Origin of the sequence: Kordiimonas marina (genome assembly GCF_023006325.1) — a bacterium.
Lineage (GTDB): Bacteria > Pseudomonadota > Alphaproteobacteria > Sphingomonadales > Kordiimonadaceae > Kordiimonas > Kordiimonas marina.
On the sequence record NZ_JAINDF010000002.1, the window covers coordinates 509,420 to 532,934 of the forward strand.

34 protein-coding genes are annotated in these 23,515 nt (G+C 58.3%); all 34 read right to left on the reverse strand.

What is annotated here, in order from left to right:
- Nucleotides 1-2 precede the first annotated feature (2 nt).
- The gene (locus tag K6118_RS05595) at nucleotides 3-890 is read right to left on the reverse strand and encodes a baseplate assembly protein (protein WP_247119240.1); all 888 of its coding nucleotides are present in this window, start codon (nucleotides 888-890) and stop codon (nucleotides 3-5) included.
- Nucleotides 887-1,228: a GPW/gp25 family protein gene (locus tag K6118_RS05600; RefSeq protein WP_247119241.1), complete on the reverse strand. Its 342-nt coding sequence runs from the start codon at nucleotides 1,226-1,228 to the stop codon at nucleotides 887-889. The genes K6118_RS05595 and K6118_RS05600 overlap by 4 nt, the downstream gene beginning before the upstream one ends.
- Complete coding sequence (locus K6118_RS05605) at nucleotides 1,225-1,440, reverse strand: hypothetical protein (RefSeq protein ID WP_247119242.1); 216 nt, start codon at nucleotides 1,438-1,440, stop codon at nucleotides 1,225-1,227. The genes K6118_RS05600 and K6118_RS05605 overlap by 4 nt, the downstream gene beginning before the upstream one ends.
- Nucleotides 1,441-1,453: 13 nt before the next feature.
- A complete protein-coding gene (locus K6118_RS05610) occupies nucleotides 1,454-2,062 on the reverse strand; it encodes a phage baseplate assembly protein V (protein WP_247119243.1) in 609 nt (202 codons plus the stop codon).
- Nucleotides 2,052-2,624, reverse strand: a complete 573-nt coding sequence (locus tag K6118_RS05615) for a hypothetical protein (RefSeq protein ID WP_247119244.1) — start codon at nucleotides 2,622-2,624, stop codon at nucleotides 2,052-2,054. The genes K6118_RS05610 and K6118_RS05615 overlap by 11 nt, the downstream gene beginning before the upstream one ends.
- On the reverse strand, nucleotides 2,625-3,134 hold the full coding sequence (locus tag K6118_RS05620; RefSeq protein WP_247119245.1) for a hypothetical protein: 510 nt from the start codon (nucleotides 3,132-3,134) through the stop codon (nucleotides 2,625-2,627). It abuts the gene before it with no gap.
- Nucleotides 3,134-3,787, reverse strand: coding sequence for a hypothetical protein (locus K6118_RS05625; RefSeq protein ID WP_247119246.1), 654 nt, complete (start codon nucleotides 3,785-3,787; stop codon nucleotides 3,134-3,136). The genes K6118_RS05620 and K6118_RS05625 overlap by 1 nt, the downstream gene beginning before the upstream one ends.
- A gap of 135 nt (nucleotides 3,788-3,922) precedes the next feature.
- Nucleotides 3,923-6,274, reverse strand: coding sequence for a Mu-like prophage major head subunit gpT family protein (locus K6118_RS05630; protein ID WP_247119247.1), 2,352 nt, complete (start codon nucleotides 6,272-6,274; stop codon nucleotides 3,923-3,925).
- A 2-nt stretch (nucleotides 6,275-6,276) separates the two neighbouring features.
- On the reverse strand, nucleotides 6,277-6,648 hold the full coding sequence (locus K6118_RS05635) for a hypothetical protein (protein ID WP_247119248.1): 372 nt from the start codon (nucleotides 6,646-6,648) through the stop codon (nucleotides 6,277-6,279).
- Nucleotides 6,649-6,944: 296 nt separating this feature from the next.
- A complete protein-coding gene (locus K6118_RS05640) occupies nucleotides 6,945-7,841 on the reverse strand; it encodes a phage minor head protein (RefSeq protein WP_247119249.1) in 897 nt (298 codons plus the stop codon).
- Entirely contained in the window at nucleotides 7,838-9,310 is a 1,473-nt protein-coding gene (locus K6118_RS05645; protein ID WP_247119250.1) for a phage portal protein, read from the reverse strand. The genes K6118_RS05640 and K6118_RS05645 overlap by 4 nt, the downstream gene beginning before the upstream one ends.
- 4 nt (nucleotides 9,311-9,314) lie before the next feature.
- Nucleotides 9,315-10,961 carry a hypothetical protein gene (locus K6118_RS05650; protein ID WP_247119251.1) on the reverse strand — a complete coding sequence of 549 codons (1,647 nt, stop codon included), beginning with the start codon at nucleotides 10,959-10,961 and terminating at the stop codon, nucleotides 9,315-9,317.
- The gene (locus tag K6118_RS05655; protein WP_247119252.1) at nucleotides 10,958-11,548 is read right to left on the reverse strand and encodes a phage protein Gp27 family protein; all 591 of its coding nucleotides are present in this window, start codon (nucleotides 11,546-11,548) and stop codon (nucleotides 10,958-10,960) included. The genes K6118_RS05650 and K6118_RS05655 overlap by 4 nt, the downstream gene beginning before the upstream one ends.
- A 2-nt stretch (nucleotides 11,549-11,550) precedes the next feature.
- On the reverse strand, nucleotides 11,551-11,859 hold the full coding sequence (locus tag K6118_RS05660; RefSeq protein ID WP_247119253.1) for a VpaChn25_0724 family phage protein: 309 nt from the start codon (nucleotides 11,857-11,859) through the stop codon (nucleotides 11,551-11,553).
- Nucleotides 11,856-12,173 (reverse strand): DUF2730 family protein, encoded by a 318-nt coding sequence (locus K6118_RS05665; protein ID WP_247119254.1) that lies wholly within the window; start codon nucleotides 12,171-12,173, stop codon nucleotides 11,856-11,858. Before K6118_RS05665 ends, K6118_RS05660 begins: the two co-directional genes overlap by 4 nt.
- Nucleotides 12,170-12,427 carry a TraR/DksA C4-type zinc finger protein gene (locus tag K6118_RS17495; protein WP_247119255.1) on the reverse strand — a complete coding sequence of 86 codons (258 nt, stop codon included), beginning with the start codon at nucleotides 12,425-12,427 and terminating at the stop codon, nucleotides 12,170-12,172. Before K6118_RS17495 ends, K6118_RS05665 begins: the two co-directional genes overlap by 4 nt.
- Nucleotides 12,420-13,028 (reverse strand): 3TM-type holin, encoded by a 609-nt coding sequence (locus tag K6118_RS05675; protein ID WP_247119256.1) that lies wholly within the window; start codon nucleotides 13,026-13,028, stop codon nucleotides 12,420-12,422. Before K6118_RS05675 ends, K6118_RS17495 begins: the two co-directional genes overlap by 8 nt.
- Nucleotides 13,025-13,606: a glycoside hydrolase family 108 protein gene (locus K6118_RS05680; protein WP_247119257.1), complete on the reverse strand. Its 582-nt coding sequence runs from the start codon at nucleotides 13,604-13,606 to the stop codon at nucleotides 13,025-13,027. Before K6118_RS05680 ends, K6118_RS05675 begins: the two co-directional genes overlap by 4 nt.
- Before the next feature lie 81 nt (nucleotides 13,607-13,687).
- The gene (locus K6118_RS17500) at nucleotides 13,688-14,110 is read right to left on the reverse strand and encodes a helix-turn-helix domain-containing protein (RefSeq protein ID WP_247119258.1); all 423 of its coding nucleotides are present in this window, start codon (nucleotides 14,108-14,110) and stop codon (nucleotides 13,688-13,690) included.
- Between the two features lie 3 nt (nucleotides 14,111-14,113).
- Nucleotides 14,114-14,830 carry a gp16 family protein gene (locus K6118_RS05690; protein WP_247119259.1) on the reverse strand — a complete coding sequence of 239 codons (717 nt, stop codon included), beginning with the start codon at nucleotides 14,828-14,830 and terminating at the stop codon, nucleotides 14,114-14,116.
- 10 nt (nucleotides 14,831-14,840) lie between these two features.
- A complete protein-coding gene (locus tag K6118_RS05695) occupies nucleotides 14,841-15,110 on the reverse strand; it encodes a hypothetical protein (protein ID WP_247119260.1) in 270 nt (89 codons plus the stop codon).
- Nucleotides 15,111-15,113: 3 nt separating this feature from the next.
- Entirely contained in the window at nucleotides 15,114-15,284 is a 171-nt protein-coding gene (locus K6118_RS05700; protein WP_247119261.1) for a hypothetical protein, read from the reverse strand.
- 101 nt (nucleotides 15,285-15,385) lie between these two features.
- On the reverse strand, nucleotides 15,386-16,228 hold the full coding sequence (locus K6118_RS05705) for a ParB N-terminal domain-containing protein (RefSeq protein WP_247119262.1): 843 nt from the start codon (nucleotides 16,226-16,228) through the stop codon (nucleotides 15,386-15,388).
- The gene (locus K6118_RS05710; RefSeq protein WP_247119263.1) at nucleotides 16,225-16,893 is read right to left on the reverse strand and encodes an MT-A70 family methyltransferase; all 669 of its coding nucleotides are present in this window, start codon (nucleotides 16,891-16,893) and stop codon (nucleotides 16,225-16,227) included. Before K6118_RS05710 ends, K6118_RS05705 begins: the two co-directional genes overlap by 4 nt.
- On the reverse strand, nucleotides 16,890-17,261 hold the full coding sequence (locus K6118_RS05715; RefSeq protein ID WP_247119264.1) for a hypothetical protein: 372 nt from the start codon (nucleotides 17,259-17,261) through the stop codon (nucleotides 16,890-16,892). The genes K6118_RS05710 and K6118_RS05715 overlap by 4 nt, the downstream gene beginning before the upstream one ends.
- Nucleotides 17,248-17,457 (reverse strand): hypothetical protein, encoded by a 210-nt coding sequence (locus K6118_RS05720; RefSeq protein WP_247119265.1) that lies wholly within the window; start codon nucleotides 17,455-17,457, stop codon nucleotides 17,248-17,250. Before K6118_RS05720 ends, K6118_RS05715 begins: the two co-directional genes overlap by 14 nt.
- Nucleotides 17,435-17,797, reverse strand: coding sequence for a hypothetical protein (locus K6118_RS05725; RefSeq protein ID WP_247119266.1), 363 nt, complete (start codon nucleotides 17,795-17,797; stop codon nucleotides 17,435-17,437). Before K6118_RS05725 ends, K6118_RS05720 begins: the two co-directional genes overlap by 23 nt.
- Nucleotides 17,794-18,531 carry a DUF3164 family protein gene (locus K6118_RS05730; protein WP_247119267.1) on the reverse strand — a complete coding sequence of 246 codons (738 nt, stop codon included), beginning with the start codon at nucleotides 18,529-18,531 and terminating at the stop codon, nucleotides 17,794-17,796. The genes K6118_RS05725 and K6118_RS05730 overlap by 4 nt, the downstream gene beginning before the upstream one ends.
- Nucleotides 18,532-18,615: 84 nt before the next feature.
- Nucleotides 18,616-18,885 (reverse strand): hypothetical protein, encoded by a 270-nt coding sequence (locus tag K6118_RS05735; RefSeq protein ID WP_247119268.1) that lies wholly within the window; start codon nucleotides 18,883-18,885, stop codon nucleotides 18,616-18,618.
- Between the two features lie 109 nt (nucleotides 18,886-18,994).
- Complete coding sequence (locus K6118_RS05740; RefSeq protein WP_247119269.1) at nucleotides 18,995-19,183, reverse strand: hypothetical protein; 189 nt, start codon at nucleotides 19,181-19,183, stop codon at nucleotides 18,995-18,997.
- 16 nt (nucleotides 19,184-19,199) lie between these two features.
- Nucleotides 19,200-20,144 carry an AAA family ATPase gene (locus K6118_RS05745; RefSeq protein WP_247119270.1) on the reverse strand — a complete coding sequence of 315 codons (945 nt, stop codon included), beginning with the start codon at nucleotides 20,142-20,144 and terminating at the stop codon, nucleotides 19,200-19,202.
- Between the two features lie 17 nt (nucleotides 20,145-20,161).
- Nucleotides 20,162-22,093, reverse strand: coding sequence for a transposase domain-containing protein (locus K6118_RS05750; RefSeq protein WP_281500590.1), 1,932 nt, complete (start codon nucleotides 22,091-22,093; stop codon nucleotides 20,162-20,164).
- Nucleotides 22,090-22,584 (reverse strand): hypothetical protein, encoded by a 495-nt coding sequence (locus K6118_RS05755; protein WP_247119272.1) that lies wholly within the window; start codon nucleotides 22,582-22,584, stop codon nucleotides 22,090-22,092. Before K6118_RS05755 ends, K6118_RS05750 begins: the two co-directional genes overlap by 4 nt.
- The gene (locus tag K6118_RS05760) at nucleotides 22,581-23,471 is read right to left on the reverse strand and encodes a ParB/RepB/Spo0J family partition protein (RefSeq protein WP_247119273.1); all 891 of its coding nucleotides are present in this window, start codon (nucleotides 23,469-23,471) and stop codon (nucleotides 22,581-22,583) included. Before K6118_RS05760 ends, K6118_RS05755 begins: the two co-directional genes overlap by 4 nt.
- Between the last annotated feature and the right edge of the window lie 44 nt (nucleotides 23,472-23,515).

Genomic DNA, 23,515 nt, shown 5'->3' on the forward strand with positions numbered 1-23,515 from the left:
CATCACCCCACGGTTACCGTTGGTGTGCCGAGATAAGGTGCTTCAGTGGCCGCGGCGACGATATCTGCTACAGGCGAGGTCAGCGTGACATTCTGCACACCCGCCTGGAACAGGCTGGCGGTAATGCCGGCGAGCGTGACAGTAGCACCGATCGCATGGGTTGCGTCAGCATAGTCCTGGAGCGCAGCAAGAGCTGCCTGGCGGACAACTTCAGAATCCGGGCCGGGCAGAACGGTCAGGGTTGCCGTAACGTCGTAGCTGGCCACAGTCGCAGCCTGGACCTGGACGGAATCGCCAAGGGGCCGGACATCATCATTCGTGAGCAGCGAGGTCACGGCATCGAGGACGGCCTGGGTGGGAATACCATTGCCGACCCGCGACAGAATAGTGACGCGGACAACACCAGGTGATGGCTGATCGACTGCCACATCCTTCACATCAGAATGCGCGCTGAGGGCATGGAACTTGTAAGCACCCGCAGGACCCGCAACCGAGAAGGCATAGGGTGCCAGGGTAATCCGAGCCCTGAATTCATCATCGGTTTCATAGGTCGGGTCGATCGGCGGGATCGCATCGGCATTGCCTGCGGCTAGCACCTTACGCTCCAAAGGTACGACGGCAGCCAGGTTATCCAGGTCATTGCCGGTGGCATGGGCGATCATGACACCGAGTGAAGCGGTATTGACCCGCGCCTTCAGAAGCGTGATCCGATAAGCCACCAGCTCCAGGAACTTGACCATGGGTTCGCTTTCAAGGTTGAGCGCATCCGCGATCGCCGGGTAGCTGGCAATCAGGTCATCCTTCAGAGACTGAAGTTCATTCTCGGCCGAAAGAGTTTCGACAATATCCGGACCAGGTAGTTTCGACAGATCGATAGCATTGAAAGTCATATGACGATCCCCTCCATGACAACGCTGCCGCCGGTGAAATTGGACACGCCCTGAAGCGTCAGGCTGGCATAGCCATCACTACCGGCCGCCTCGACCAGTACCTTGGTTAGCGTCAGGCGAGGCTCCCATGCTGACAGGGCCTCGGCTGTATCGGCGACGATATCGGCAACCGTCGTGGCATCGAGCGGAGCATCCAGGTGCTCATGCAGACGGCTGCCATAACTACGGCGCAGCGTCCTGGACCCGATCGGCGTGGTCAGGATGTCGCGCACCGACTGAAACAGATGGTCGAAGCCATCGAGCACCAGGCCCGTTGTATTTGACGTGCCCTGGGTCACTTCTGTTGCTCACTCCCGGTCTTCTCACGGCGCGCCTTTTTCGGCACGGACGCTTCCGCCTTCTTAACGCTCCCCGGCGGGCGCAGCCGGTGGGTCTGATACTTGGCCTGGCCTTCAGTCAGGTCGATCGGTTCACCTTCCTCGCGCCAGCGGCCCATGAAGTGACCGGATACTGCAATCTCAAACTTTGTCGTGGCCGTAGGCTTAGCCATGGTCCTAGCTCCTTCAGTTCATCTTCTGGGTTGGTTTGCCATCGGCAGTGTTATGGCCGGTGTGGCCATCGTAGATGTCGTAAACATCTTGCATGGAATGCTTGGCATCGCTGACATTGGCATCGGATGAGATATCACCCTGGGCGTGAACCGTTGCAGTGACTTCCAACGTGCCCTCGATCCGGGTGGGACCGGTCAGCGTAATCCCGCCGTCGGCATTGATATGCGCGGTACCACCCGCGGGCAAATCAGCTGTCAGCGCATGTGCCGCGCGGTCATAGAGGATCTTCGCTCCGTCGCTATAGAAGATGCCTGACAGATCTGCAGACTGGTCTGGCGCCGGGGATGCATCACTGAATAGGCCGGACAGGGCAAAGGCCTGTGCCAGGTCACCGCCAGGAGCCAGGACCATGACCTGTTCATCTTTCTCAGGCGGCCACCAGGTGCGATCGCCACCCGCCCGGGCTGTCTTCCACGGCAACCAGCCGGAGGTCAGGGTGCCCATGGTGACGCGGCAGCGGGCTTTGACCAGGTCCACCTCAGCGATTGTGCCAAAGCGGATCAGGTTGTCGACCCGGCGACGGATATCGATATTCTCGAAGCTGCTAATCTCATCCCGCATTGGCGATATCCTTATAATCTCCAATGTGAGCTGGCCCGATATTGGGGGCGATGCCGACCTTGGCATCGGTCAGCGGCCCGATCACCGTATTGTCTGGAATTTCGATATAGCTTTGGGTAGCCAGCTCCAGTCGGGCGCCATGGGCAAGGGCATTCACAAGCGTCACAGGCTCAGAGGACATGAGCTGCAGGCCGACCTGGCCATCACGGTTCAAAAGCTTGGTGCCATTGCACAGCCATGTCTCAGCCCTGAAGGCAGCGGCGACGGCATCGAGCATATCGTCGAAATCAAGCTCGCTGGAGCTGGCATCCGTCAGGCCTTTGTAAGCCCGTATGTCCCAAACAGTATCGATATTGATGCTATGACCAGGCGTTGCCTCACGCTCAGTCCAGCGGACCCGGCGGATGTTCCAGGCGAGGATGGAACCATCCTGAAGAGTGAAGAATGCCTCCATAGCGCGGCGATCCTTATCGAAGCGCTCGAACGTATAGACATTGCCGACGGCGCCGGCGCTTTCGATACGGGCTTTGATTGCATCACGGACTGTACGGTGCCAGCTCATCTACCGCCCTCCAATCTCGCTCAGGGCCTGCTCAGCCCGGCGGATATAGATGGTCTCGATCTGCGCCTGGCTAGCCTCAAGGGAACGGGTGAACATCATGACGGCTTTTGTCCCCTTCGTGGCGATCTTACGGGCGACCAGGAAGGCAACGCCGCGCGCTGCATCCGGATTGACGCCAAGCTTGTGGATCACCCAATCAACCAGCGGGATGATCGGTGGGAAATGCGGACGGGCGCCAAGCTCGACGGGCACAGCATAGGGGCTGGGTGTCCCCACGACCGTCTCGATCCGCTCGACGCCGATCCGGCCGGTATGGCTGGTGATGGAACCGCGCAAGCCGCCAGCACCACCCACGCCTACGGGAGTCCGCTCCTTAACCTCGCGCTCCAGGAACAACCCGGCCTCGATACCGCCGACCTCCAGCTCGTCGAGAGCAGCCGCACCAACGGCAAGCAGGGCCTCATTGACCGGCTTCAGCGCCTCGATATTGAAATGCGGCTCAATCAGCATCAGCGATACTTTCCGCTATGCCAGATACGGCTACGTCCGCGGCTGGTCTTGAGGTCCATATCGGCAACCGCGAAGGCTGGTTTCGGCTTGCCTGGCTTGATGCCCAGAAGCTCGTAATACTGTGCCTGCAGGGCCTTGGAGCGGCTGCTATAGCGCTGACTTTGCGTCTGTTGGTTCACAGCATCTGTTTGGATGGTACTATCCTCATCGCCGGCGTGCTTGGTCGCCAGTTGGCCCAGGAGCGCGGCAGCGGCCCAGGAGGCAACAGCCTGCTGGTCGACTGTGCTGATCGTGTAGGTGACGCCATCCGCCATATGCAGGGCGGTATAGACCACCTCGACATTGTCGCCTTCATTCAGGCTACGCTCAGTCTTGATGCTCTGGCCCGCCTGTGTCTCGATGACGGATAGGACAGGATCGATATCGCCCAGGGCGGCATATGTAAATTCACTGAAGCCATCTTCCCAGGCCACGGGAAACGGTAGCTTGCCGTTAGCATCGGCAGTCAGCGTTTCTGTAAGGCGTCGAGGGCGATTACGGCTGTATTGAAAGCGTGCCAGCTCAATGGCCCGGTCGCGCTGCGTGACGCTGATCTCGGTGCCCTCATCGCGGATCAGATCATTTACCAGGTCTTGAAGGTCGGCCAGCGCCATTATGAAGTCCTTAATTCTGTGCCCAACTCCGGTACGGGGACGGCCGTACCAGGCTGGGGCTTTAGGTGGGTCTGGGCTCGGGGGTGGCCTATCGTCCTGCCATCCCGTCTACGCCCGTCCTCGGGGTTTATTCGGTTACACGACGATCGAACCGTCGAGGCCGCGGAAGTCACCCACATTGCCACCGTAGATGTGGCGGATTTTGTAGGTGATCTTGTCGTTGCTGAAGAGACTGCCCGACCGCGGATCATCCTGGATGAACAGCTCCGGTTCCTGCTGACCATCCAGGAAGGAGACCTGGACGCTCGGAACCTCAGCCGTATCGGCGGACAGGAACCAGTTGTTGGCATCGGTCCAGTACCAGACCGGAAGCACGTTCATGGTCAGCGAGGCGACGAAAGTCTTGTCATTCTCGGTATTGCGCCGGAACAGGTCGACCGCTGCTTCCTCAAGCTCAGGCGGCACCCACAGGTTCCTCGGCGTAATGCCGATCGGGTCCAGGGAGCCCGGCTCCTGCTGTTGCATCATCGCCAGACGCCGCGCCGCAAGGCTGACCTTGTCAAGGGCTGCCGATCCAAGGTTGCCATGGGTGGCATGGAACAGCGTAAGGCCGTCATAGATGGTCGGGTTGGTTGCCAGGAAATCCAGGACGAACTTGCTCAGCGTTCGCTTGGCCGCCCGCGAAAGCTTCATCGGAATGCGGCGCAGCGCGAGGGTATCATCATTCTTGATGGCCTCGATCGTCACGCTTTCGGTACCGCCACGCTTGGAGACGGAGTAGCCTGCCGATTCCTCGCTCGGCGAGGTCAAGGCTCCATACGGGCTACCTTCAGTGACGTCCGGAAGGTCACCATAGCCACCAATCCGAGAGATTTTCATCTCTTTGAAGTCATTGGCGCTGCCAACTTCCGCCAGCTGGCGCCAAACACCATACTGGTCCTCGGTCCGGTAGTCGGCCAGAAGACGGCGGTGCATCACGGCTCCCAGCACAGTGGAGAAAGTGGTGCTGTCGACCGCCTCAACAAAAATGCCCATATCATCCGGGATATTGCTGAAGGCTTCGCGCATCCGGGACCGGTTACAATGCTGCATCTGGCCGGTTACGCGGCTATCGCCCGTGATCTCGGCATAGATTTGCTTGATCGACTGAGCATCCCGATGGTTGGCGTGTGAGGGGTCGAAGAAGGCTTCGAGCATATTGACGGCGTTCAGGTTGCTATCCCCAACCTCGAAATGGCTGCTACCCAGGCCCTGGACCCGGCCGCTTTCAGAGAATTGAGCAACATAGTCGCCCTCGGCCTTGATCGCTTTGGTTACGTCGGCCGCAGTATAGTCGTCACGGTCAGCGAAGCCTTCGATCAGGCGGGTCTTCGAGACTGCCGGTAGCTTCGAAGCATTGACAGCTTCACGCATACTGGTATCCCGCGCGATGATCTTGCGCACCTCGCTGTTCACATCACCGCCGTTGCCGTTCTCGGACGAGCTGGCGCCTGCGCCTTCAGGCACCTCAGGTTCAACAGTTGAGACAGCTTCTGCCAGGCGTTCCTGCAGCTGCTCATCGGTAAGGGAGTCGACATCGACACCATCGAGCCGGCCCTTTGCTTCCAAAAGCGCGATAATCTGGTCGCGGTTCATGACTTGGGTTTCCTCTTTCTTTGCTTCGAGAAGGTTGAGGACCGCGCCGCCCGCGCCGGGCTCGACGATAAGGTCCACCGAGTTTACTTTCTGGAACTTGACCGCCTCGCGAACGCGGCGGCCGCTGATTGTCTTGGCCTTGGCACGCGCGAAGGCATCGATCGAGAAGCCAAACAGGCCGGTCATATCCCGGTCCCAGGCTTCCCGGAGCTTCACGCCGATGTCGCCTTCCGGCTCCAGGAGCTTGAAAGTCGCCTGGATTTCACCGGTGTCCGGAGATTGCCCCTCGATGAAGACGGGGTCCTTGAGAACGCCGATGATGTTGCGGACATCCTTGGCAGCACCCTGCAGGTGCTCAGCATCGGATTTGACGAAGACGCGCACCCCATCGAACATGGGCGTGGCTTCCTTCAGGACGGCATCAGGATAATAGTTGCCGTTGCCGCTGACCCCGGCGGCAACTACCCTGATTTTATATTGGCTGCCGGGCGTACCAGTTGCTTCCATGAAAGCAGCACCTGGCACCTGGACACCGGCTTGGGCTTCCTTGACCTCTTGATATGTCAGGGTCACTTCGACCGGGTTGCCCAGGGTCACATCGGTGCCATTGACCGAATAGGCATACTTCATCAGCTTGCCGGATTTGGTTTCGACAATGATGAAGTCATTGAACAGCGCCCGGATATACGGCCACCAGTCTTCCTCGCCGGTCAGCTCCAGCGCCGCCTTGATCTTTCCCTGAAGCAGGTCTGAAAGCTGTCTCAGGTCTCCCTCAAAGGCCTCTCTGATCGGCTCAGCGCCGACCAGGGGCAGCGACCCTATCGTCGCGCGGATGATAGCTGCCAGCTTCATGGTCAAAGCTCCACGGCCACGGTATGCTTGGAGCCATCAGCCAGGACGACCGAAAAGACGCCCGGTGCGGTTTCGCGGTGGGACATGATATCCGCCGCCGTAACCGCCCGCTCCCCGACCTTGTCTTTGTCGAGGCGATCACAGATTTTCTTTTTGCCCAGGACAGCGACAAGCGCAGCGGCCTTGTCTTCCGCCTGGCCAGCATCACCTGCCGGAGCAACATCTTTCACCGTATCTTCAGGCGCAGCGGGTGCGGTGCCCTCAGTGTCCGGGGTCTGATCATCTGTGCTGGTTTGGTCTGCCGGCGTAGTGGCCGCAGCTTTTTCGGCCGCTTTCACCTGGGATTGCGCGCCGGTTTTCTTCTTTGTGGTCATGGTTCCATTCCCTGCTCGGTAATGTTCAGTAAAAAAGCGCCTTGTCGGCGGCCTCTGACTTGTGCAAGGTAGGACCTATGGAGAGGGGCAAGAATAGTGACAGGTGTCACCATCAAGAGCTTGTCCCGGAAGACATCCCCCAAAGCGGCATCACGCTGAATTCATCATCTGATTGCTATAAATATTGACCCTGAGAAGCCTGAGAAGCGTCTGAGAAGGCTAAAGCTATGCCATACATGGGCGCTGGGTGCTTAAAAGGTGTCATGGGGCCTTGTCGGGCCGGAAATCCAATTAACTCATTTTGACCCCAGGGCCGCAGCAAGATCGCGCTTGAACGGATTTAATTTCAGTTCTTCCTGGGTGAAGGCCTGTCGGCCTGGTGTACGCACCTGCCAATGATCCATGATCGGCAGGGACAGGCAGCCGCAGTTAATGGTTTCGGATGCCGGGGCGGCCGGGTCGCGCGGGTGCATCAGCTTGTGCCCGTCAATGATGAAAGGCTGCTCAACAGGGACGATCTGACCATCTGCAGCATCATGGGCCTTGCGGCTATGTATCTTGCCCGACCGGCGCCACTGTTTCTTTAGTCCGGGCAGGTAAGCGCTCGCCATCATCTTGCGCTCCTGTGAGGCCGTAGCATAAGCCCTGCCGACCTCGGTGCGTACGATCGTCCAGGCGCGGGACCTGGTTGTCTCCATATAATGGGCGACGTCTGCCACGGCTTCGCTATGGGTTTTGCTGCCTATTACCACCAGGCCAAGTGAAGCACGCACGCTGGCGGCCGCGTCGATCGTTGCAGCCTTCAGCCGGTCCGTCATGAAGTTACGGATCGCAATAAGCTGTCTGGTATCCACTTCAGGAAGAAAGGCGGCGATATTTATGCCGGCGGCCTGGATCGGCTTGTCAATGAGAGCTTGCCCCATGGCATGAGCTGTCGTGGCACGTTCGCCAGCGTGCCGAGATAAGGCCGTTTCGATCTCGGCCATTACACCGTCGATCGACCGGTTGAGCTGTGGCAGCTGGAAGGCCTGGAAATCTGTCGGTGCGCCCCGCAATATGGCCTGCAACTCGGCCTTGGCCTGCTTCAAAAGCGCCTGGACTTCCGCAGCCGTGTCCCTGTTAGCCTGGATCAACTCTTTGAGCTGCAGGCGCTTGGCTTTCTCGAAGGCCGCGCGGCGTTCAGACGGTGTCATGCGTTATTCGCCAGGTTTGGGTCTACCCCGGGATAAGTATCTGCCTGCTTCTTTTCCTGGGCAGCCTTTTGGGCAGCCTCCAGCTCGACGGACGGATCGATATCGACGCCCAGGCGCTTTGCGATCGAAGACAACAGTACCAGGGCAAGCGTATCGGTGATCAGCCCCTTGTCCAGGGCGATCATGACGCCGCTGACAATCTGGGTGAAGGCAGTGGCATATTTGGAAATGTCCTTGGCGCTCATTTCCGGGAAGTCGATAGTGGGCAGATAATCTTCCCACGGGACTTTGGGGTCGTCACCCAGGATGGCAATGAGCCGCTGGCGTACCACAAAGGTCAGCACTTCCTCCAGAATGAACTTCCAGGTCTGTTGACGCATCGAGAATATTTTGAAGGTCGGCTCATTCATGCTTTCACCGGTCGCGCGGTTTACGTCACCACCACCGCCATACCAGTGTTCGGGGACGGTAACTGAGCCCAGGATATGGTTGCGAAATAGTCGTGCCAGGGAATCCGTGTCGACCGACTTCAGATCAGGCGTAACGACGTCCCATACTTCATTTTCATTATGGACACGTACACCACCAGCTGGCGGAGCATCGATCTGCTTAGCCCGCGCATCGATATCTTCCTGCGTAGCACCATTGATTGTTACATCCCAAATGAAGGCGCGCAGGAAGTCCCACCTATCCAGTTCGCCAAACAGTGCCTGGTCGTACCCATCAAGCCAATCAGCAACGGGTAGAAGGTCACTTGTACCACGGGTCGTGTTCGATAGGTCATTGATCTTGAAATAGAAGCAATCGCCATCGGTGAAGCTGGCCCTGATCTCCTGCGTCCGTTTGGTGAAGACGGACTCTGGACCATTGATAATCACGCGGTATCGCTTGCTATTTCCCTTCTTGTCCTTTTTGGTCACGATGCCGATCGGCTGCTCAGCGTTTTGCGGGTCCATGATGACGTGGCCGATCTGCGCCGGGTCCAGATAGGCCAATTGTACTTCGCCGGTCACGTCATGCACGAAGGCCGGCCAACACTGAACACCATATAACGACAGTTCCCGGACCTTCTTCGGCAGCTTCAAGTCCATCTTGTTGATCGGATGGTTCCAGAACTGGTCAAGCCAGCCCTGTGCTTCCTGATCTGCCACCTTGTAGGTTACACCCTCACCCAGCAGATACGCCATCGGCAGCTCGACCAGGCGGTTGGCTACCGGGTTTGACCGCCACAGGTAGACGGCCAGCTCCAGCATCCGCTCATGCGAAATCCCCTGAAGGTCACGCAAGCTGTCTCCTGTGATCTTCCGATAGCCAGGTTCATCACGTAGATCGACATTGGCTCCGGCAGCCTCTCGCACGGTTGCGGTGGTAGGCTCCTGGTCTTGGTCAGTATCGGCTTCATAGGTGTCTTGCGTGACCTTATCCTCTCCGCTACCGAAGGCAGTACTGAGCCATTTAAGCGGTTTCATCTGACTATCTCCTATGGAACATGCCGAGGAAGCGAAGACCGCTAGGACGCTTAATTATCTGGTCCTGGCCTTGCCCGCGTCGGTTTGATGGTTTGGATTTGTTTTCTGAGGTTGCCCCTGCGCCGGGCTCCCCTTCTTCGAGAGTCGCGAGATAACAGTTCAGACTGGCGATCGCGCTGTCGCCATGGCGGTTCTTGCCGTCGGCAATGCCTTTGTTTTTGGCACCCGACACGGCACAATGACCGCTGACACGAACTAGGCTGCGGTGGTCCTGGATGCTGTCTTCATCCTTCTCGATCAGGAAGGTACGGCCTTCCAGCGCAGCCCGGTATTTGGGCATCGCTTCGTCATAATGTGCCGTCGTGGCCTTCACACAGTCGATCCGCTGCGTGGTGTATTTTTGGGCCATCTTCTCAGCAAGTGACTGGCCGTTGCCGCGGGCATCAAATTTGGCGTGCCTGAATTTGGGAAGGCGATCGAAGATATAGAAGCCGATCAGCTCCTGCATATCGAAGGGGATATTCCGTAGCTCGATCCTGAAGGCGATGCGCCATACTAAGGGCGTATGCCGTTGGGCGATCTTGATAACCGATAAGTCATTGTCCCGGCCAAAGTCCTGGCCGGCTACGGTACGCAGCTCGGGGTCGAGCTGGACCAGGAAGGGCGCTACCTGTTCATCTAGCCAGTCCTGGGTAATCTTCTCCCGGTTCGGGTCGGTGAAGAAGGCATCCTTCTTGGCGAACCGCAACACCGGTACGCCATCGATGCCGGCGTTCTCCACCAGGAGACGGGGGAAGTAAATGCCTGACCCTTTCCTGGGTATGGCGCCCAGCTCCTCATCGGCAGCTTCCTTATCCGGGTAGCTTGCCCAGGCATCCGCCCTGTATTTGGCTTCAGCTTCGGCAGACCACTCCAGGCCCTTTACCAGGCATACCCGCTTATAGAAGCCTTCGGCCAGTGCCTGGTCGAAATCGCATCGGTGCAGCGACCAGGGCAAGTTTCCTGCGCGGATTTCCTTGATATAGGCATTGAACTGACTTTCCTCGGTATTGTGGGTGCCAGTGATCGATATACGGCCACCCCATAGTTTGAAAGCCATGGCGGCATCAATCACCGCTGCCAGGTCCTTATGGTGGCCCGCCTCATCAACCCGGGCATGGCCCTGCCTACCCCGCCAGTTATGCGGGGCAGATGAAAGTGCCTCGATCTTGCGGCCATTAGCCAGGCGTATCCGGTATGTGATGATATCGGTCTTCTCATCCTCGATCAGGATGATCTGTCGGAAGGCCTCCATCTGCGAGGCGACAAGCTGATATGCCTTGGCAAAGAAGGCAGCATCCCCGATGAACTCGGCCGCCATTGCCATATTATAGCCCATGTAAAACTGGTCCATGCCGGCCGGGCCTTTGATGCTGGCCTCAAGTGGAGCTTCGGCCCCATGACAGCCCCAGGTGAAGCCAACGCGGCGGGACTTCTCGCCTATCCGGATCGCGGCCTTGTCGGCGTGCCAACGTGCCTGATAGGGCAGCAATACGTTCGGCACATCCTTCAGCTTCAGCCGGTTGGTGCCGCGCTCGGCCTGGATATCCTCGACAAGCTCCAGTGCCTGCTTTTCCTCGGCCGGTGAGAGCGGTTCGTAGGCTTCGGTCATGGCTGCTCCAGCTGATCATGGACGCCAAGAATTTTGGCGCGGATCAGGGCGGCCTGCTCATCGTTAAGGCCTGCCTCTACAGCGGCATCATCAACAGCTTCCGCTGCCAGCTTGGCCGCTTCCTCACGAGCCTTCTTGACCAGCTCAGCATCCTTCTTCGCTGCGCTGGCCAGGTGGTCGATCGCCTTACACATCAGCATGGCGCCCATGGGGTCGACACGCATGTTTACTTGCCCATCTTCATCGGGCTCCATGTTGGCGGCCATGAACAGGTCCAACATCATGGTGTGGCCCATTTCGATATTGAGGCGAGCGGTTTTGGATTCAGGACCGGAGCCGAACCTGGAAACAAGAACATCGGCAATCTCGCGCGAGCGCCTGACCTTCTCCGTATAGGTATCCAGCTTTTTCTTGTGGTGACCCAGGGCCGAGCGTCCGGGCATCAGCTGCTCAGGAAGATCACCATCTTCAACCAGCTCCCACAGCTTGCCGCGCACCTGGTCGATGGTCTTGCCGGCATTGAATAAACCCGCGATCAGGTCGCGGATTTCTTCTGGCATTCGGTCGATCTTCGCCTTGCGCCCCATGGTCAGTCTCCGCTGGGCACATCGATGCCGGGCACTTCGGTATGGCCGTTTGCCACATCTGTACCACGCTGGGTCAGTGTCAGGATCATGTAGCCTTTGGCCGCTGCAGCTTCGAAGGGCTCTGTCTTGATGACACCCTGTTCCTCAAGCCAGGCTGCTTCAGTTCTGACACGATCGAGCGATACCCGGTGCCCGGCCCCGATTAGGACCTTTTGCATTGATCGGCAGTTGAGCGAGTGTCCAGGCGCACCCTTCAGGATGCGCAGCATAACCAGACGGCGATCGCTTGCGAGATAATCTCCGTAGCTCATTTATTGTGCTCCAAAAGGTATTTTTCGACGCGCTCCATGACACGCTCGCTGCGTTTGACCGTGTCACCAAAACCGCCAAGGCGTTCCTGCATGACCTTCACGGTGCCCCCCATATCGGATAGGCTCAGCATGAGCTGGTGGACGGATTCCTTGCTCGGTGTGTTCTCCACCTGGGCCTCAAGTTTTCCGACCCGTTCCTTCAGGATGACATGCTGTTTCAGTTGGTCCTTGTAACGGGACCACAGCCATCCGCAGACAGGAAGCAGGACAACCTGGACCAGCTGCAGCGCCGTTTTGATATCATCCGTGCTCACCGTGCCTTCCTTTCCGCTGCCTGCTGGCAGTCAATACACAGCATTGCGCCAGGGACCGCCTTCAGCCTGGCCGGCTCGATCGGATCACCACATTCATGGCATTCGCCGAAATGGATTTCCTTCTCCCTTGGGGCAGCCATGGCCATCGCACCTAGCGATGCTCCTGAAAGCGCCCTGGCCTTGGCCCGGGCAGCGGCAATTGTCAGGCCCAGGCGCGTTTCCGTTTGCTCCTGGGCGAGGTCTGCGTCATCCACGCTGCGTTCCTCCAATAAGTCGTTGGGTAATCGCGCCGATAAGCGAAGGCTCCGGCGGGTGCCCAGCTGCGATCTGTTTGTCGCGCGATCGTTGGGCAATGCTGACACCGAGCACGCTGAGAGCGATGGCCCAGGTCGAGGTCAAGGCGCTGCAAATCTGGAACAGGCCATTGAATGTTTGGGTGATATGGTCTGGGTCCCAAATGACCGTATAGGTGCCGACGATCAGCACCATCAGGAATTGGGCCAGGAAACAGATGGCCGTCACATAGCCGAAGAAGGGCCGCCAGCGTCTGACGAACTTATCCTGGCTGGCGATCTCCGCGCGCATCGTCTGGTTTTGCTCATGGACTTCCGCCAGGACGGCTTCCGCATAGAGCTTATCCAGGTCACCCCGGTTTTCGGCCTCGATCTGCGCAAGCTTCGACGCGGCGTTCGGGTCTGCCTGCAGTGCCTGCTGCACAGCTTCAGGGGTTGCCTCGACGCCAAGCTTCTTGGCGATCATGGCGCCCGCGATCGTGCCGGCCGGGCCGCCGATAACAGTGCCCAGGATTGGGGCGACCGGGGCAATGATTGATTTCAAGCCGCTCCACAGGCTCATGCGCGTGCCCTCCTAAGCCACCCGTCGAGATATTTCTTCAGGGCAGGTTTCTCCGCGACCAGGTCGCAATAGAATTTCGCTTGCTCACGACGGATGGCATCCATCAAGGGCTCAGCTGAGCGCATAAGAGCGACATAACTGTCAGCTGCTCCGATGGTTTGGGGACCCATATAGCCATCGACCTTAACCCCATAGCTGCAGGACCTGAGGGCGCGCTGAAGGGTAATATGTGCCTGCTTCGGCCCCATATTCACGCACATATCGAAGGTGCGGGCAGCAATGGTGGTCGGTAGGTCACCATAGCCATAACGGTCCCAAAATTTTGACTTGTAGATGGCGATCGCCTGGTCGCGGGTCAGCGCTTTGATATCATCGGTGTCAACATCGCCATCGCCATCGATATCACCCAGGTCATGCCCGGCGCCTCTGAGGAAGCGAAGCGATACCCCAAATTTGGTGGCACCGCCAGGATCACGCGGATCGTCAACAAAGCCACCTTCAAACTGCAGGGTATGTTTGACGGCCAGGTCGAACTTCTGTTCGCCCGAAAGGTCAAATTCTGCGCGGCGGTCTGACATGCGTTAGCTCCCTGTATCGGAGCCAACTCTATGTGTATGGGGTAAGGGCAAGAATAGTGACAGATGTCACTAGCGGTGGGATTATTCGGTGTCGATGAAGTCGAAAAGAGGGAAGTCCGGGGCCGGCTTTTTCTTGCGGCGAAACACCGTCCGGCGATGCACGCCCGTGGCTGCCGCTATCTTGTCAGCGGATTCGCCGTCGTCAATCATTTTCTGGATTGCCTGCCAGCGGCGTGCCCGTTCGCCTGTTCCTGCCATGGGGATCAGATGGCTTTCGCCCTTGCCATTACCGGCGAAATGATCGGCGATCACCAGGGCATCTTCCATGCCGACGGTTTTGGGCAGCCAGTGGCTGTCATCCTTGAACCTGGACGGGATATAGGCCAGCTGCCCGCCCTTGGCCGCCGCGATCTTGAGCGCAACCTGCACGCTCGTGATCTCGGCGATCTCGGCCAGCAGTCCAGGCAGCTGGTCCCAAGGGGTATTGAACGGGCAGTCGTCCACGGCTCAGCCTTTCGCCTGAAGGGCGCGAATGTGGTTGCCCATGTTTTCGATCGCGGCATCGAGGTCGGATTCCGCATAGTCGGTGCGGCGCATCCGGTAGGTGCCGCCGATCGGTGCCAGCGCTGCCGTCATGTCATCAAAGGCAATGTGCAGCTTGGTGGCGATCACCAGCTGTGCCTCCAGGACGCGCTTGCGGGGGTCGATTACCGGGCCGGAGGCATAGTCCTTGATGAGTGGTGACCAGTCGACACCGGCCTGGCGCGTGGCGATCGCCTTCAGCGCCTCAATCACCTTGTAAGCATCAGCGCCCTGCACCCACTGAAGGCGCGCCTTGCCGTTCTTGCTCTTGCCACCAGTCACACGCCAAGCGAAGGCGCTCAGGGCCTTCTCAGAAGCATCTGAGATGATGCCGAGATGGTACAGAGAAACCCACAGGGCGCGCATCTTGCCTGCCTGGTCATGGTCGGCCGGCTTCTGGCCCTTCGTGGTGGCGGGCTTTGTTTTGAAGCCCTGGTGCTTGAAATAGCGCACGAGCTGGTCGAGCTGCGCATTCGTGAGGCGAGCGGCGGAGTCCTTACCGAAGTGACCCCGCAACAGGCTGCGGTAAGTTTCATCATCCAGGCCAAGCTGTTTCTTGGCGATATGAACCTTGGCCAGCAGTACCTTGCGGGATGCATCGAAGCTGGCGGCTGTTTCATAACCTCGTGACGGGTATCCCATATCAGGCCTCCTATTCTGCCGTGTCTTTGATATTGCGGAAGTCGAGGGTTTCACCGTCGATGACGAACTGATCATCGTCATTCTTACCGGCCAGCAGGAAGAAATGCGTCTGGACCTCGCAGATATTCAGTGAGGCACCGTCAACTCGGTCTTCTGCGTCCCACTGGCGTAGGGCTTCCAGTGCGGCGCCTTCAGGGGATTCAGCTTCCACCAAACGCGCGTTGCCATCACCGCATACCCATGGCCAGTCGCTGTCCTGAACGAGATAGGTATTCATCATGATCTACCCCTTCTCAGAATGGGCTTGGGCGGCTTGAGCAAAGTCAGCATAGCCAGCCTGGCGTGCTGCCCTGTTCAGGGCATCAGTATGTTTCAGGCCCTCGGCCTTTTTCAGTTGCTTTGCCAGGCGTTTGATGCCCTCGATGGTGGTTGGTTTGATATCCTCAAGTGCCATGGTTCTTCCTTTCATGGTGCTAACAGGCGGGGCAGGGTGGCCACTATGGCCGGGGGATAGCCAATCACCCGCAAGGTCTAACCGCCCCGCCTGTATCTCGGTCACATATTCAGGCGGGAGCCCTCGCGCAGGTTCTTGTCATATGCCTTACCGATGACCTTGGCGTAGCCAGCGGAAACGTTGACCGGCTCGAATGAACGTAGATTCTGGCAAGCCTCTTTCCAGCCGTCGTCGTCCCGTTCTGCAATCGTTTCAATCAGCCGATCTGGGTCCAGAACGCCGTTGAAACCATGCCTGGCATAGATCATCACCACGCCTTCTAGGAAGGACGCGCCCAGATAGTTGGAATGGTCATCCCCGGCTTCTACCAGAGCGATCATGGCGTCTTTCACCGCGTCCGCGCCAAATGTCAGAAGGCACTTTTTGAGCCTGGAAATGCAGGTCAAAACCTTGGGCGGCGTAACGCGGTCATTTTGAGGGCCTACTACGGTAGGGTTCTTGGGTATGGTGACGCCCGCCTCTTGGGCGATCTCTGCTACCTGCATGGCGGCTGGATCACCCGCGGCCAGCTCCGCATGGTAGACCTGAAGCGGGGTGATATTCACGCGGTTCTTGTTGATGCCCACAAAACTGTTGGCCTCGGCCGACAGCGCCGTCGCCGGGACAATGTAGCAGGGCAGCTTGTCAACGCCGCATTTTTCGGCGGCGGCGAGGCGGTGCTGGCCATCGACAACAAAATAGGTGCCGTCCGGGCGTTCGGCCACTACGAGCGGCTGCAATTGGCTCCAGTCAAACCCGTCGGCGATCCTGTTAATCAGCGCCGACGAACGCCGGCTCGCAGCATCACGCTGATAGCTTGCATCTATTGCCAGAATGGGCAGCGGCATCCAGTCCAGCCTGCCGGGTTCTCCTATGGTTTGCTTTTCGTCATCTTCCTGGCTCATCCTTCCATCCTTTCAAAGTGATCCACCTGGTTGCCCCAGGCATCGAAGCCAGGGCGCTCCTGGCGGCTGAACAACTCGATACGTTTTCCGCCATACATCCGGCGAATTCTGTCGTGTGCTGTCTCGGGTTTCCGGCTGTGCTCACGGGCTGGGTCCGTGATGATTTGAGGCAGAAGTTTTTCAATTGGTGCAGGAGGTCGGCCGCGGGTGCCGACAAAGCACAGCTCGGCATTTTGAGCGGTATATTTACCCATGCCGCGGTGCCAGTCCCGGTCAGTGATAGCATCGCCCATGAAGGCCTGCCGCGTCTTGACCCATACAAAGGCAAGGGCCTTGCACTCGAACCCCCAAGCCTCCATGACGCTCAGGTGAACGGATTCCCTGTTGCTAAGGGGGCGGATGCTCATAGGGGCACCGATGACTTGCTTGTGGCGGCCGCCTGCGAGCACGGGGGCTGTGATCCAGAGAAACAGGACCGAATCCGGCTTGGCAATATCGGCAACGGGCAGTGCCTCAATATCAGCCACCGTCATGGTGCTATAGTGCCGCTCCGGGCTCCTATCCAAACCTTTGTCCGAATAGGTTTTCCATGGCCAGGCCGGGTCTGCTTCTAACACGTCATAGGTCAGATATGGGATATCCTGGAAGTGGGTATAGACCGTCATTGCAGCGGTCCCCACTCGATCAGTTGCCCCCCGAATATGGGGCCATGCTCCTGCCGGAACCACGTGTGCATTTCGGACCACGAAACGAAACCATCACGGTTAGCGATAGAGTTTAGAATCGGGGTGTGGTTCGGCAGGAGCATACCCCCAAGCACCATGCCATCTTCATGGATGATGACAGGGCTGGTGCCTGTGCATATGGATTCTCCGAGCTTGCGGCAAGCCTTGGTGCGCATACCTGTATAAAGGAAAAGTCGATCACCTTGTTTCACATCGCGGCCATCCTTACGCCAGGCGCGGATCGTCTGGGGCTTTGCGCCAGATTCAACAAGCGGAGCAAAGCGCTTCTGGAAGTTAAGCGCAGGCATCAGCTTCGACCTTTTCATAGTTGAAGGCGCGGGTCTTTGCCTGGACCTCAAGCAGCTCGACCGTGCTGCGTGCAGTCACGCCTGGCATTTCCTGCGCGGCAAGCGTGCGGGCACCCTTGGCATGGCGGGCGATAACGATGATCGATGCATCAGCACCGTAAACCCGAAACACTTTAGTGGCTTTGCGCTTGCTCATGGCCAAGGGCCTCCTTCTTGTGCTGCTGGTAACGCTGGTAAACTGCATCGTTGGCGTTGCGGTTTATCGCCGTTATCAGCGCCTGCCAGTCACCGCCTTGGGCGATGTAATCCCGGATCAGGGCATCGGGGTCTTTGGGGTCGGCAGGGGCGGGGGTAGCCCCTGCCGTGGGGCGGTTCATGACATCACGCGCGGTCACGATCGCCGCCATCAGAAGCTTTTGCGCCTCGCTCCGGCCGCGGCCGTATTGCTTGGCGAACGGGACCGCGCACAGCGTCAGCTCAATGAGCGCGGTCCTTAGCTCCTGGGGCGTCGTATGCTCCCGCGGGTCGGTCATCATGCTGCCGCCAGATCGACTTTGATGGCCTGCCAGGGCGCATCGATGTCTGCGCGATGGTAGAAGCGGCAGTAGGACTTGCTGCCTTCCACGCGGATGCTGTCCGTGATGGCCTGCTGCGCCTTCCGCCAGCGATCATCGTCAATCTCGATCTTGCGCAGGGCGAACAGGGCTTCGCGGTTGACGTTGCCCGGTCTGTCAACATCGAAGGCGTGGTTGACCAGGGCGCGGATTTTGTCGGAAGCATCGGCGGACCAGTCATTGATGCACTGGTCGATCAGTTCTTTGGCAATTTGCAGTTCGGGCCCGAAAGCAATGTGGTCCTGCACCTGTACCGCGACCTTTAGCAGGCCGTCGAAGCTGGTGAAGGTGACATTGCCCTTCTTACCGCCCACGGGCGCACCATATTCTTCCCGAAGGACGTCCATCAGCGCGCCGATATCGTCGAAGGTATGGCCCTTGAAGCGACCAATCTGGTCAGAAAGCTCGCCTGCGTAGCAGATTATCTTGCGCACTGCCTGATCGACCAGCTTGTCCTTGGGCGAGATATTGTCCACCGGGATCGGGCGCCCCTTCGGATCGACCATGCATTCGCGCCCGTTATGCATGATGGTGGGGTCATAACCGATGTCGACAAATTCCACTGTCAGCTTGACGTCGACGTCGTTGGTTTCTGCCTTATCCGGCATGGGGGCGGCGACAAGCCGATCGGATTTAAGTCTGGTATCAGTGCTCACGTCACTTGCTCCATTTTAGGGTTGAAAAGAGGCGCATCCGCAGCCAGCGAAGCTGCGCCAGGAAGACATTGTTGCGGCGGCGGATCATGCGTGGGCCTCCGCTTGTTCCTGGCCACCGGTCAGGGCGGACAGCTGCTGTTCCAGGGCGAGGCAGGTTGCCGCCAAGGTGGTCATTTGGGCATTGATCGGAACACGCACGGCCTCGGCCTGCAGGACAGCTTCAGCGAGGCGCAGGCCATATTCGATCGACTGCGGCCCATGCTTCAGGACACAGATGGTGCCATCAGCCGTCTGTTCGGTGATGTCGACCACCACCCATATGTGGCCGCCGGTGGTGAGCTTGATCTGAAGCACCAGGTTGTCACTTGGGCCTTTGTAGCCGGTGACTTCCCCGCTGACCCATTCATCACCGCGCAGGCGCTACGCAACGGTTGCACCGGTCATGATCCCATGCTCATTCGTCTTAAGCATGGCACCGGTCCTTCAGGGCTTCTTCAGCAGCGGGCAGCAAGGCACCAATGCGGCGCAGCGCTGCCTGTATGTCACACTGGCGGATGATGCCCGCGCCCACCTGGTCGTCGAGCTGGTCAAGCTGTACGGCAACGCGCCGCAGCTCAGGGCTATTCAGTTTTGCTACTGTCGGGTTTGCCATAGTCGCTTCCTTTCGGTCAGTTGAGAGCTGTACTCAGGCGCTCATAGGCAGCCTTGATGAAGTCGGCATTCACGGCAACACCGCTGCCATTGGCGGCGGTGGTTGCCAGCTTCAGCGTCTTGTCAATGTTCCTGAGGCCGCCCGGCTTGCTGCCGATCGTGCAAAGGAGTCCGGTTTCATGCTTGTCCTCGATGCCCCAGGCACTGATCAGCATCTTCATGTCCATTTCGGTCGGCTTGTTGATGTTCAAGCGCATCCCGATACGGCTGTAGAACTGTGAATAGGCGGGGTCACGGCGCTTGCCCTCGATGCGGGCATGGACATTCCTATTGCCAAACAAGGCAAGACCCAGCCCCCAATATTCGTTCATGGCGCGCAGCTGGTTGAGGTGATCGGCAGACAGATATTGGGCTTCATCCACACCCAGCAGGGCCTTGCAGCCAATGACCTTGTCGCGGATCGGCGCGGTCAGCCTCCCACGGTGCCCGGAAGGGTCAATGCCCATGATCTCGCACAGCTCCCACAGGAACACGGTCATGCTTTTGACGCGCGGCTCCATGCGAAGGAGCCAGACGTTTGAATGTGTTTCCTTATAGTGGTCGATCGCTGAGGATTTGCTGACGCCAGGCTCGCCTGAGACGACAACAATCTCGCTCAGGCTTTGGGCATATTCCATCGCCTCCAGGAACCGAATAGATGTCGGCATCGGGATGAAGTCTGGCGAGGTGGCTGCTTGGGCACGGACCCGGGCTTGTGCCTCACGCGACTTCAGCCACTTTTCAATGTCAGCCGCCAGCTTCTCATTATCCCCGGCATAGGTGCCATTCAGGAAGTTGGATACAGTCCCGGCCGGGCGGCCGATTTCGCTTGCCAGACGGCTATGTGACCAGTCCTCAGCTTCTTTGATGCCGAGGACCTTTTCGCGCAGCGCGCTATAGTCTTTTTTGGTGCTATCACTCATATGCGTCTCCATTGGGTCTAAAGCGTGTCATTCGGGACCACGCGAAGGCCCGCCCCTAGGTTCCCGAGGATTAAGTCGCTTTCAGCGGCTTCCTCTGTTGTGGTTGATTGTTTGGTAATGGTGTTGCCGACCTGGACCAGGCGGACGGTCTTCGTCTCAGGTGCGGCCGGTTCCTCATAGTCAGGCAACATGCGCACCAGCTCATCGAGTGCCATATCCTGCTCCAGCTCAGCTGCACGCTTGGTAGACTTGATCATTTCGCGCCGCTTGCGGGCGTGGGTGCGGGCGGCCTGGGTATCGTTAAATCCGGTATCATCGATGCACTCAGCACCGCCGATGTAGGAGCCGTCCTGGCGGAAGACATGGATACCGTCATGAAGGTTGTCTGGGTCGAAGCGGACCGTGACGGGGCGGCCGATATGCTCCAGAAGGCAATCCGAATGATAGCGGTTGCCCAGCAGCTCAATCAGGCCGCTGCGCTTATCTGTCTTCACAACATCGGCAGCGAGCAGGCAATCGCGCAGTTGGTCAGCCGAAGCTTGCTTGATCAGAGAGTCTGCATAGGAATCGCTGAAGGCCTGGTCATAGGACTTGATACCTGCGCACACTGGGGTCCGGCGCTTTGGCCTGGCATTATGGCGCATGATGCCCTGGTCGACGATACGCACGAACTCATCAAATGGCACCGCCTTCTGACCATAGTCCTCAGGCTTTGCCATCGGGTTGTTACCGGTATAGGCGCCCTGGAAAGCCGGGTGCTTCGCAATGGCATTGCAGAGGTCACGGAAGGCACGCTCAATCGGCTTAGATTGGCCGGAATAAGGCGTGGTCCAGTGGATTTGAATCCCCATCGCGGTGAGGATACCGGTTGGGTCTTCTGGCCGTATCTTGAAACGGAAACGTGAGGTGGTTCCGCCCGTGATATATTTGGAAGCGAAGCCTCTGCCGTTATCAAGCCAGGCATGATCCGGAATACCGTATTTGCGGAACACATCGGCGAAAGCCAGACGGACGACATCGGCATTCTCCGACCTGTCAAATCGCCAGGATAGAACCTTGTTTGAATAAAGGTCCTGGATCGCCACCATCATGGGGCGGCCGATCGTGCCATCTGGCCACTTGACGAAAACATCCCATTTGTGACCATCGGCGTTAATCGCTTCCAGGGCGTGGAACATACTGCGGTCACGACGCTGCGGCGGGTATGCGCGCTTGAGGGCTTCTTCACCTTCACGCATCAGGATCATCACGGGTGCCGGGATTTCCTGTTTCATGCGGCGAAACATGGTGCGTTCTGCGGGCATGGCCCACTCATTTGCATCAGCAAGCTCTTTAATACGGCCATAGCTGTCCGCGAAGCGCGGCTTTGAAAGCCTGAGATAATCCGCCTTCAAGGCGGACCAGGCTTGAGGGTGACAATCAGCTGACTTCTTGCCGCCGCCGCGCCGATCGACCAGGTGTGGAAGCCAGTTGCATTCATCCAGGCCGTCAACAGCACGGAACCAGTTATATATGGTCGGCTTGGAAATGCCCTCCAGCCCAGCCACCTGGGCAATGGCATCATCCTTGTTCATGCCGCCGCGCAGATGCAGAGTATTAACGGTCTGGACTATGCGCAGCTTTTCGCGCGCCTTATCCTTCCTGTGCGACGGAAGGCGCTCAAAATAGCCCCATGCTTCAGCATGAGACTTGGTAGGCTTTTCTTCTGTCTTAGTAGCGCGCGTCAGGTCTTTGACGATGTGGGGCTGAACTACATCTGGCAGGAGGGAATAGTGATATTCAAGCCCGCCTCCGCGGCCGCAACGGCGCCTGGCAAGGGGCCTGCTCTTCAGGTCTTTACGGTGTACCCAGCCTTCCCGCTCAGCCATGGCCCGCACAGCACGGTCTGTCCCCGGCATACACGGAAATCCTGCGGCAGCGATTTCTGCTGGCGTCCACCACTCTCTCATGACTGTCCTCCGGTCCACCCTTTGCGGGCGCGCTTTTTTCGTTCTTCGAGTAATTCAAGTTCGTGGTGACGGCGGTCGATCTCATCGGCCAGCATCGCTTCATGGATGGCAGGGAGATATTTGGCTTCGATCACCATCCATCCGCATAGTTCTGCAATGAGGTTGAGCAGGCGGATATCGCGGGTGACGAGGACCAACGCCGCCAGGCGGACAGCGTTTGGCATGGCTTCTGACCGGGCAGCCGAGGCATATCCATTCAGAACATTGACTGATAGCTTCCCAGCAAGATCATCACCCAGAAATGCCCGCATTTCCTCGACCACTTGGTCGCGGTTCTTGCCACAGTCAGAAAGGGCTTCAGAAATCCCGCGTGCAAGTTGGCCGAATAAATGCTGTCCCTTCACCCGTTCCGGGTCGAATTTTGGCGCTACATCTACCGGTGGCTGCCAGTCGAACAGGTCAAGGGTATGGGTGTCACGAATGGCCATCATGCAGCCTCATCAACAGCGGGCTGACAGCTGATAAATTCGTCAAGCTCTCCCTGCTCATGGAGCGCAGATAGGAACCGCTTCTGAGCAGCTGCAGGTGCCTGACGATACGCTGACATCAAGCGCTTGAAGTCGGCATCATCAGCGGCTGTCTCACCCTCGGCCTTGCCCTTGCTGCCAGTGATCAGCTTGAGCGCCCCCATGACCGATTTGGCCTGACTGCCTTCCTGGGAAAGCGCTTCAACAATCTTCTTCTGGATGGCGGGTCCCTGCTTGGCGAGGTTATAAAGCTCCCCTTCCTTGTGGGCGATCTCGGTTTTGCTCAGCGCCGTGCGCAGCTCCGGAGATATACTTTCCGCGATCTTACAGGCCCGCTGGATGGTCCGCTTGCCAATGCCGATCCGTTGCGCGGTCGCTTCTGCAAACGAAAAGATTTCGTTTGCACCATCCCCATGCCGTGCAGCTGCGCCTGCAACCCCTGCTTTGACCTGGGGGAAGGCTTCCTCATAGATGCGTTTGCGTTCAGCTAGGAAGACAGCCCGGTCAAGGGGCGTCAACTCATGGCGGATCAGGTTCTCATCTACTTCTCTAAGGCGGCAGGCTGTTTCAAAGTCGGCAACCTTGCCGTTGAATTTCACGATCTTCGAAATGACGGTGACGTCAGCCTTTTTGCAGCCCTCCAGGCGGTGGGCACCGGCGATCAGGATAAAGGGCTTGCCTTTCTTGCGGGGATTCACGGCAACCTCGATCGCCTGCAGCTGTCCGCTTTCGCTTATGGCTACCGCGAGGGCTTCTGCCCAGAACTGGTCAATGGCACGCAGGCGCGTCGGGACCTCAATATCTTTCGGGTCTAGGGCTTCATGGCCGCGAAGGGTGAAATCGAATTCCATATGCTACTTCCACAAAAGAGCAGCCGGCCGCCGTGAAACGGAAA

What these genes read in the sequence shown, in the direction of transcription:
- K6118_RS05595 (WP_247119240.1), bottom strand. Translation starts at nt 890, where the DNA reads ATGACTTTCAATGCTATCGATCTGTCGAAACTACCTGGTCCGGATATT.
- K6118_RS05605 (WP_247119242.1), bottom strand. Translation starts at nt 1,440, where the DNA reads ATGGCTAAGCCTACGGCCACGACAAAGTTTGAGATTGCAGTATCCGGT.
- K6118_RS05610 (WP_247119243.1), bottom strand. Translation starts at nt 2,062, where the DNA reads ATGCGGGATGAGATTAGCAGCTTCGAGAATATCGATATCCGTCGCCGG.
- K6118_RS05615 (WP_247119244.1), bottom strand. Translation starts at nt 2,624, where the DNA reads ATGAGCTGGCACCGTACAGTCCGTGATGCAATCAAAGCCCGTATCGAA.
- K6118_RS05620 (WP_247119245.1), bottom strand. Translation starts at nt 3,134, where the DNA reads ATGCTGATTGAGCCGCATTTCAATATCGAGGCGCTGAAGCCGGTCAAT.
- K6118_RS05625 (WP_247119246.1), bottom strand. Translation starts at nt 3,787, where the DNA reads ATGGCGCTGGCCGACCTTCAAGACCTGGTAAATGATCTGATCCGCGAT.
- K6118_RS05630 (WP_247119247.1), bottom strand. Translation starts at nt 6,274, where the DNA reads ATGAAGCTGGCAGCTATCATCCGCGCGACGATAGGGTCGCTGCCCCTG.
- K6118_RS05635 (WP_247119248.1), bottom strand. Translation starts at nt 6,648, where the DNA reads ATGACCACAAAGAAGAAAACCGGCGCGCAATCCCAGGTGAAAGCGGCC.
- K6118_RS05640 (WP_247119249.1), bottom strand. Translation starts at nt 7,841, where the DNA reads ATGACACCGTCTGAACGCCGCGCGGCCTTCGAGAAAGCCAAGCGCCTG.
- K6118_RS05645 (WP_247119250.1), bottom strand. Translation starts at nt 9,310, where the DNA reads ATGAAACCGCTTAAATGGCTCAGTACTGCCTTCGGTAGCGGAGAGGAT.
- K6118_RS05650 (WP_247119251.1), bottom strand. Translation starts at nt 10,961, where the DNA reads ATGACCGAAGCCTACGAACCGCTCTCACCGGCCGAGGAAAAGCAGGCA.
- K6118_RS05655 (WP_247119252.1), bottom strand. Translation starts at nt 11,548, where the DNA reads ATGGGGCGCAAGGCGAAGATCGACCGAATGCCAGAAGAAATCCGCGAC.
- K6118_RS05660 (WP_247119253.1), bottom strand. Translation starts at nt 11,859, where the DNA reads ATGAGCTACGGAGATTATCTCGCAAGCGATCGCCGTCTGGTTATGCTG.
- K6118_RS05675 (WP_247119256.1), bottom strand. Translation starts at nt 13,028, where the DNA reads ATGAGCCTGTGGAGCGGCTTGAAATCAATCATTGCCCCGGTCGCCCCA.
- K6118_RS05680 (WP_247119257.1), bottom strand. Translation starts at nt 13,606, where the DNA reads ATGTCAGACCGCCGCGCAGAATTTGACCTTTCGGGCGAACAGAAGTTC.
- K6118_RS05690 (WP_247119259.1), bottom strand. Translation starts at nt 14,830, where the DNA reads ATGGGATACCCGTCACGAGGTTATGAAACAGCCGCCAGCTTCGATGCA.
- K6118_RS05695 (WP_247119260.1), bottom strand. Translation starts at nt 15,110, where the DNA reads ATGATGAATACCTATCTCGTTCAGGACAGCGACTGGCCATGGGTATGC.
- K6118_RS05700 (WP_247119261.1), bottom strand. Translation starts at nt 15,284, where the DNA reads ATGGCACTTGAGGATATCAAACCAACCACCATCGAGGGCATCAAACGC.
- K6118_RS05705 (WP_247119262.1), bottom strand. Translation starts at nt 16,228, where the DNA reads ATGAGCCAGGAAGATGACGAAAAGCAAACCATAGGAGAACCCGGCAGG.
- K6118_RS05710 (WP_247119263.1), bottom strand. Translation starts at nt 16,893, where the DNA reads ATGACGGTCTATACCCACTTCCAGGATATCCCATATCTGACCTATGAC.
- K6118_RS05715 (WP_247119264.1), bottom strand. Translation starts at nt 17,261, where the DNA reads ATGCCTGCGCTTAACTTCCAGAAGCGCTTTGCTCCGCTTGTTGAATCT.
- K6118_RS05720 (WP_247119265.1), bottom strand. Translation starts at nt 17,457, where the DNA reads ATGAGCAAGCGCAAAGCCACTAAAGTGTTTCGGGTTTACGGTGCTGAT.
- K6118_RS05725 (WP_247119266.1), bottom strand. Translation starts at nt 17,797, where the DNA reads ATGATGACCGACCCGCGGGAGCATACGACGCCCCAGGAGCTAAGGACC.
- K6118_RS05740 (WP_247119269.1), bottom strand. Translation starts at nt 19,183, where the DNA reads ATGGCAAACCCGACAGTAGCAAAACTGAATAGCCCTGAGCTGCGGCGC.
- K6118_RS05745 (WP_247119270.1), bottom strand. Translation starts at nt 20,144, where the DNA reads ATGAGTGATAGCACCAAAAAAGACTATAGCGCGCTGCGCGAAAAGGTC.
- K6118_RS05750 (WP_281500590.1), bottom strand. Translation starts at nt 22,093, where the DNA reads ATGAGAGAGTGGTGGACGCCAGCAGAAATCGCTGCCGCAGGATTTCCG.
- K6118_RS05755 (WP_247119272.1), bottom strand. Translation starts at nt 22,584, where the DNA reads ATGATGGCCATTCGTGACACCCATACCCTTGACCTGTTCGACTGGCAG.
- K6118_RS05760 (WP_247119273.1), bottom strand. Translation starts at nt 23,471, where the DNA reads ATGGAATTCGATTTCACCCTTCGCGGCCATGAAGCCCTAGACCCGAAA.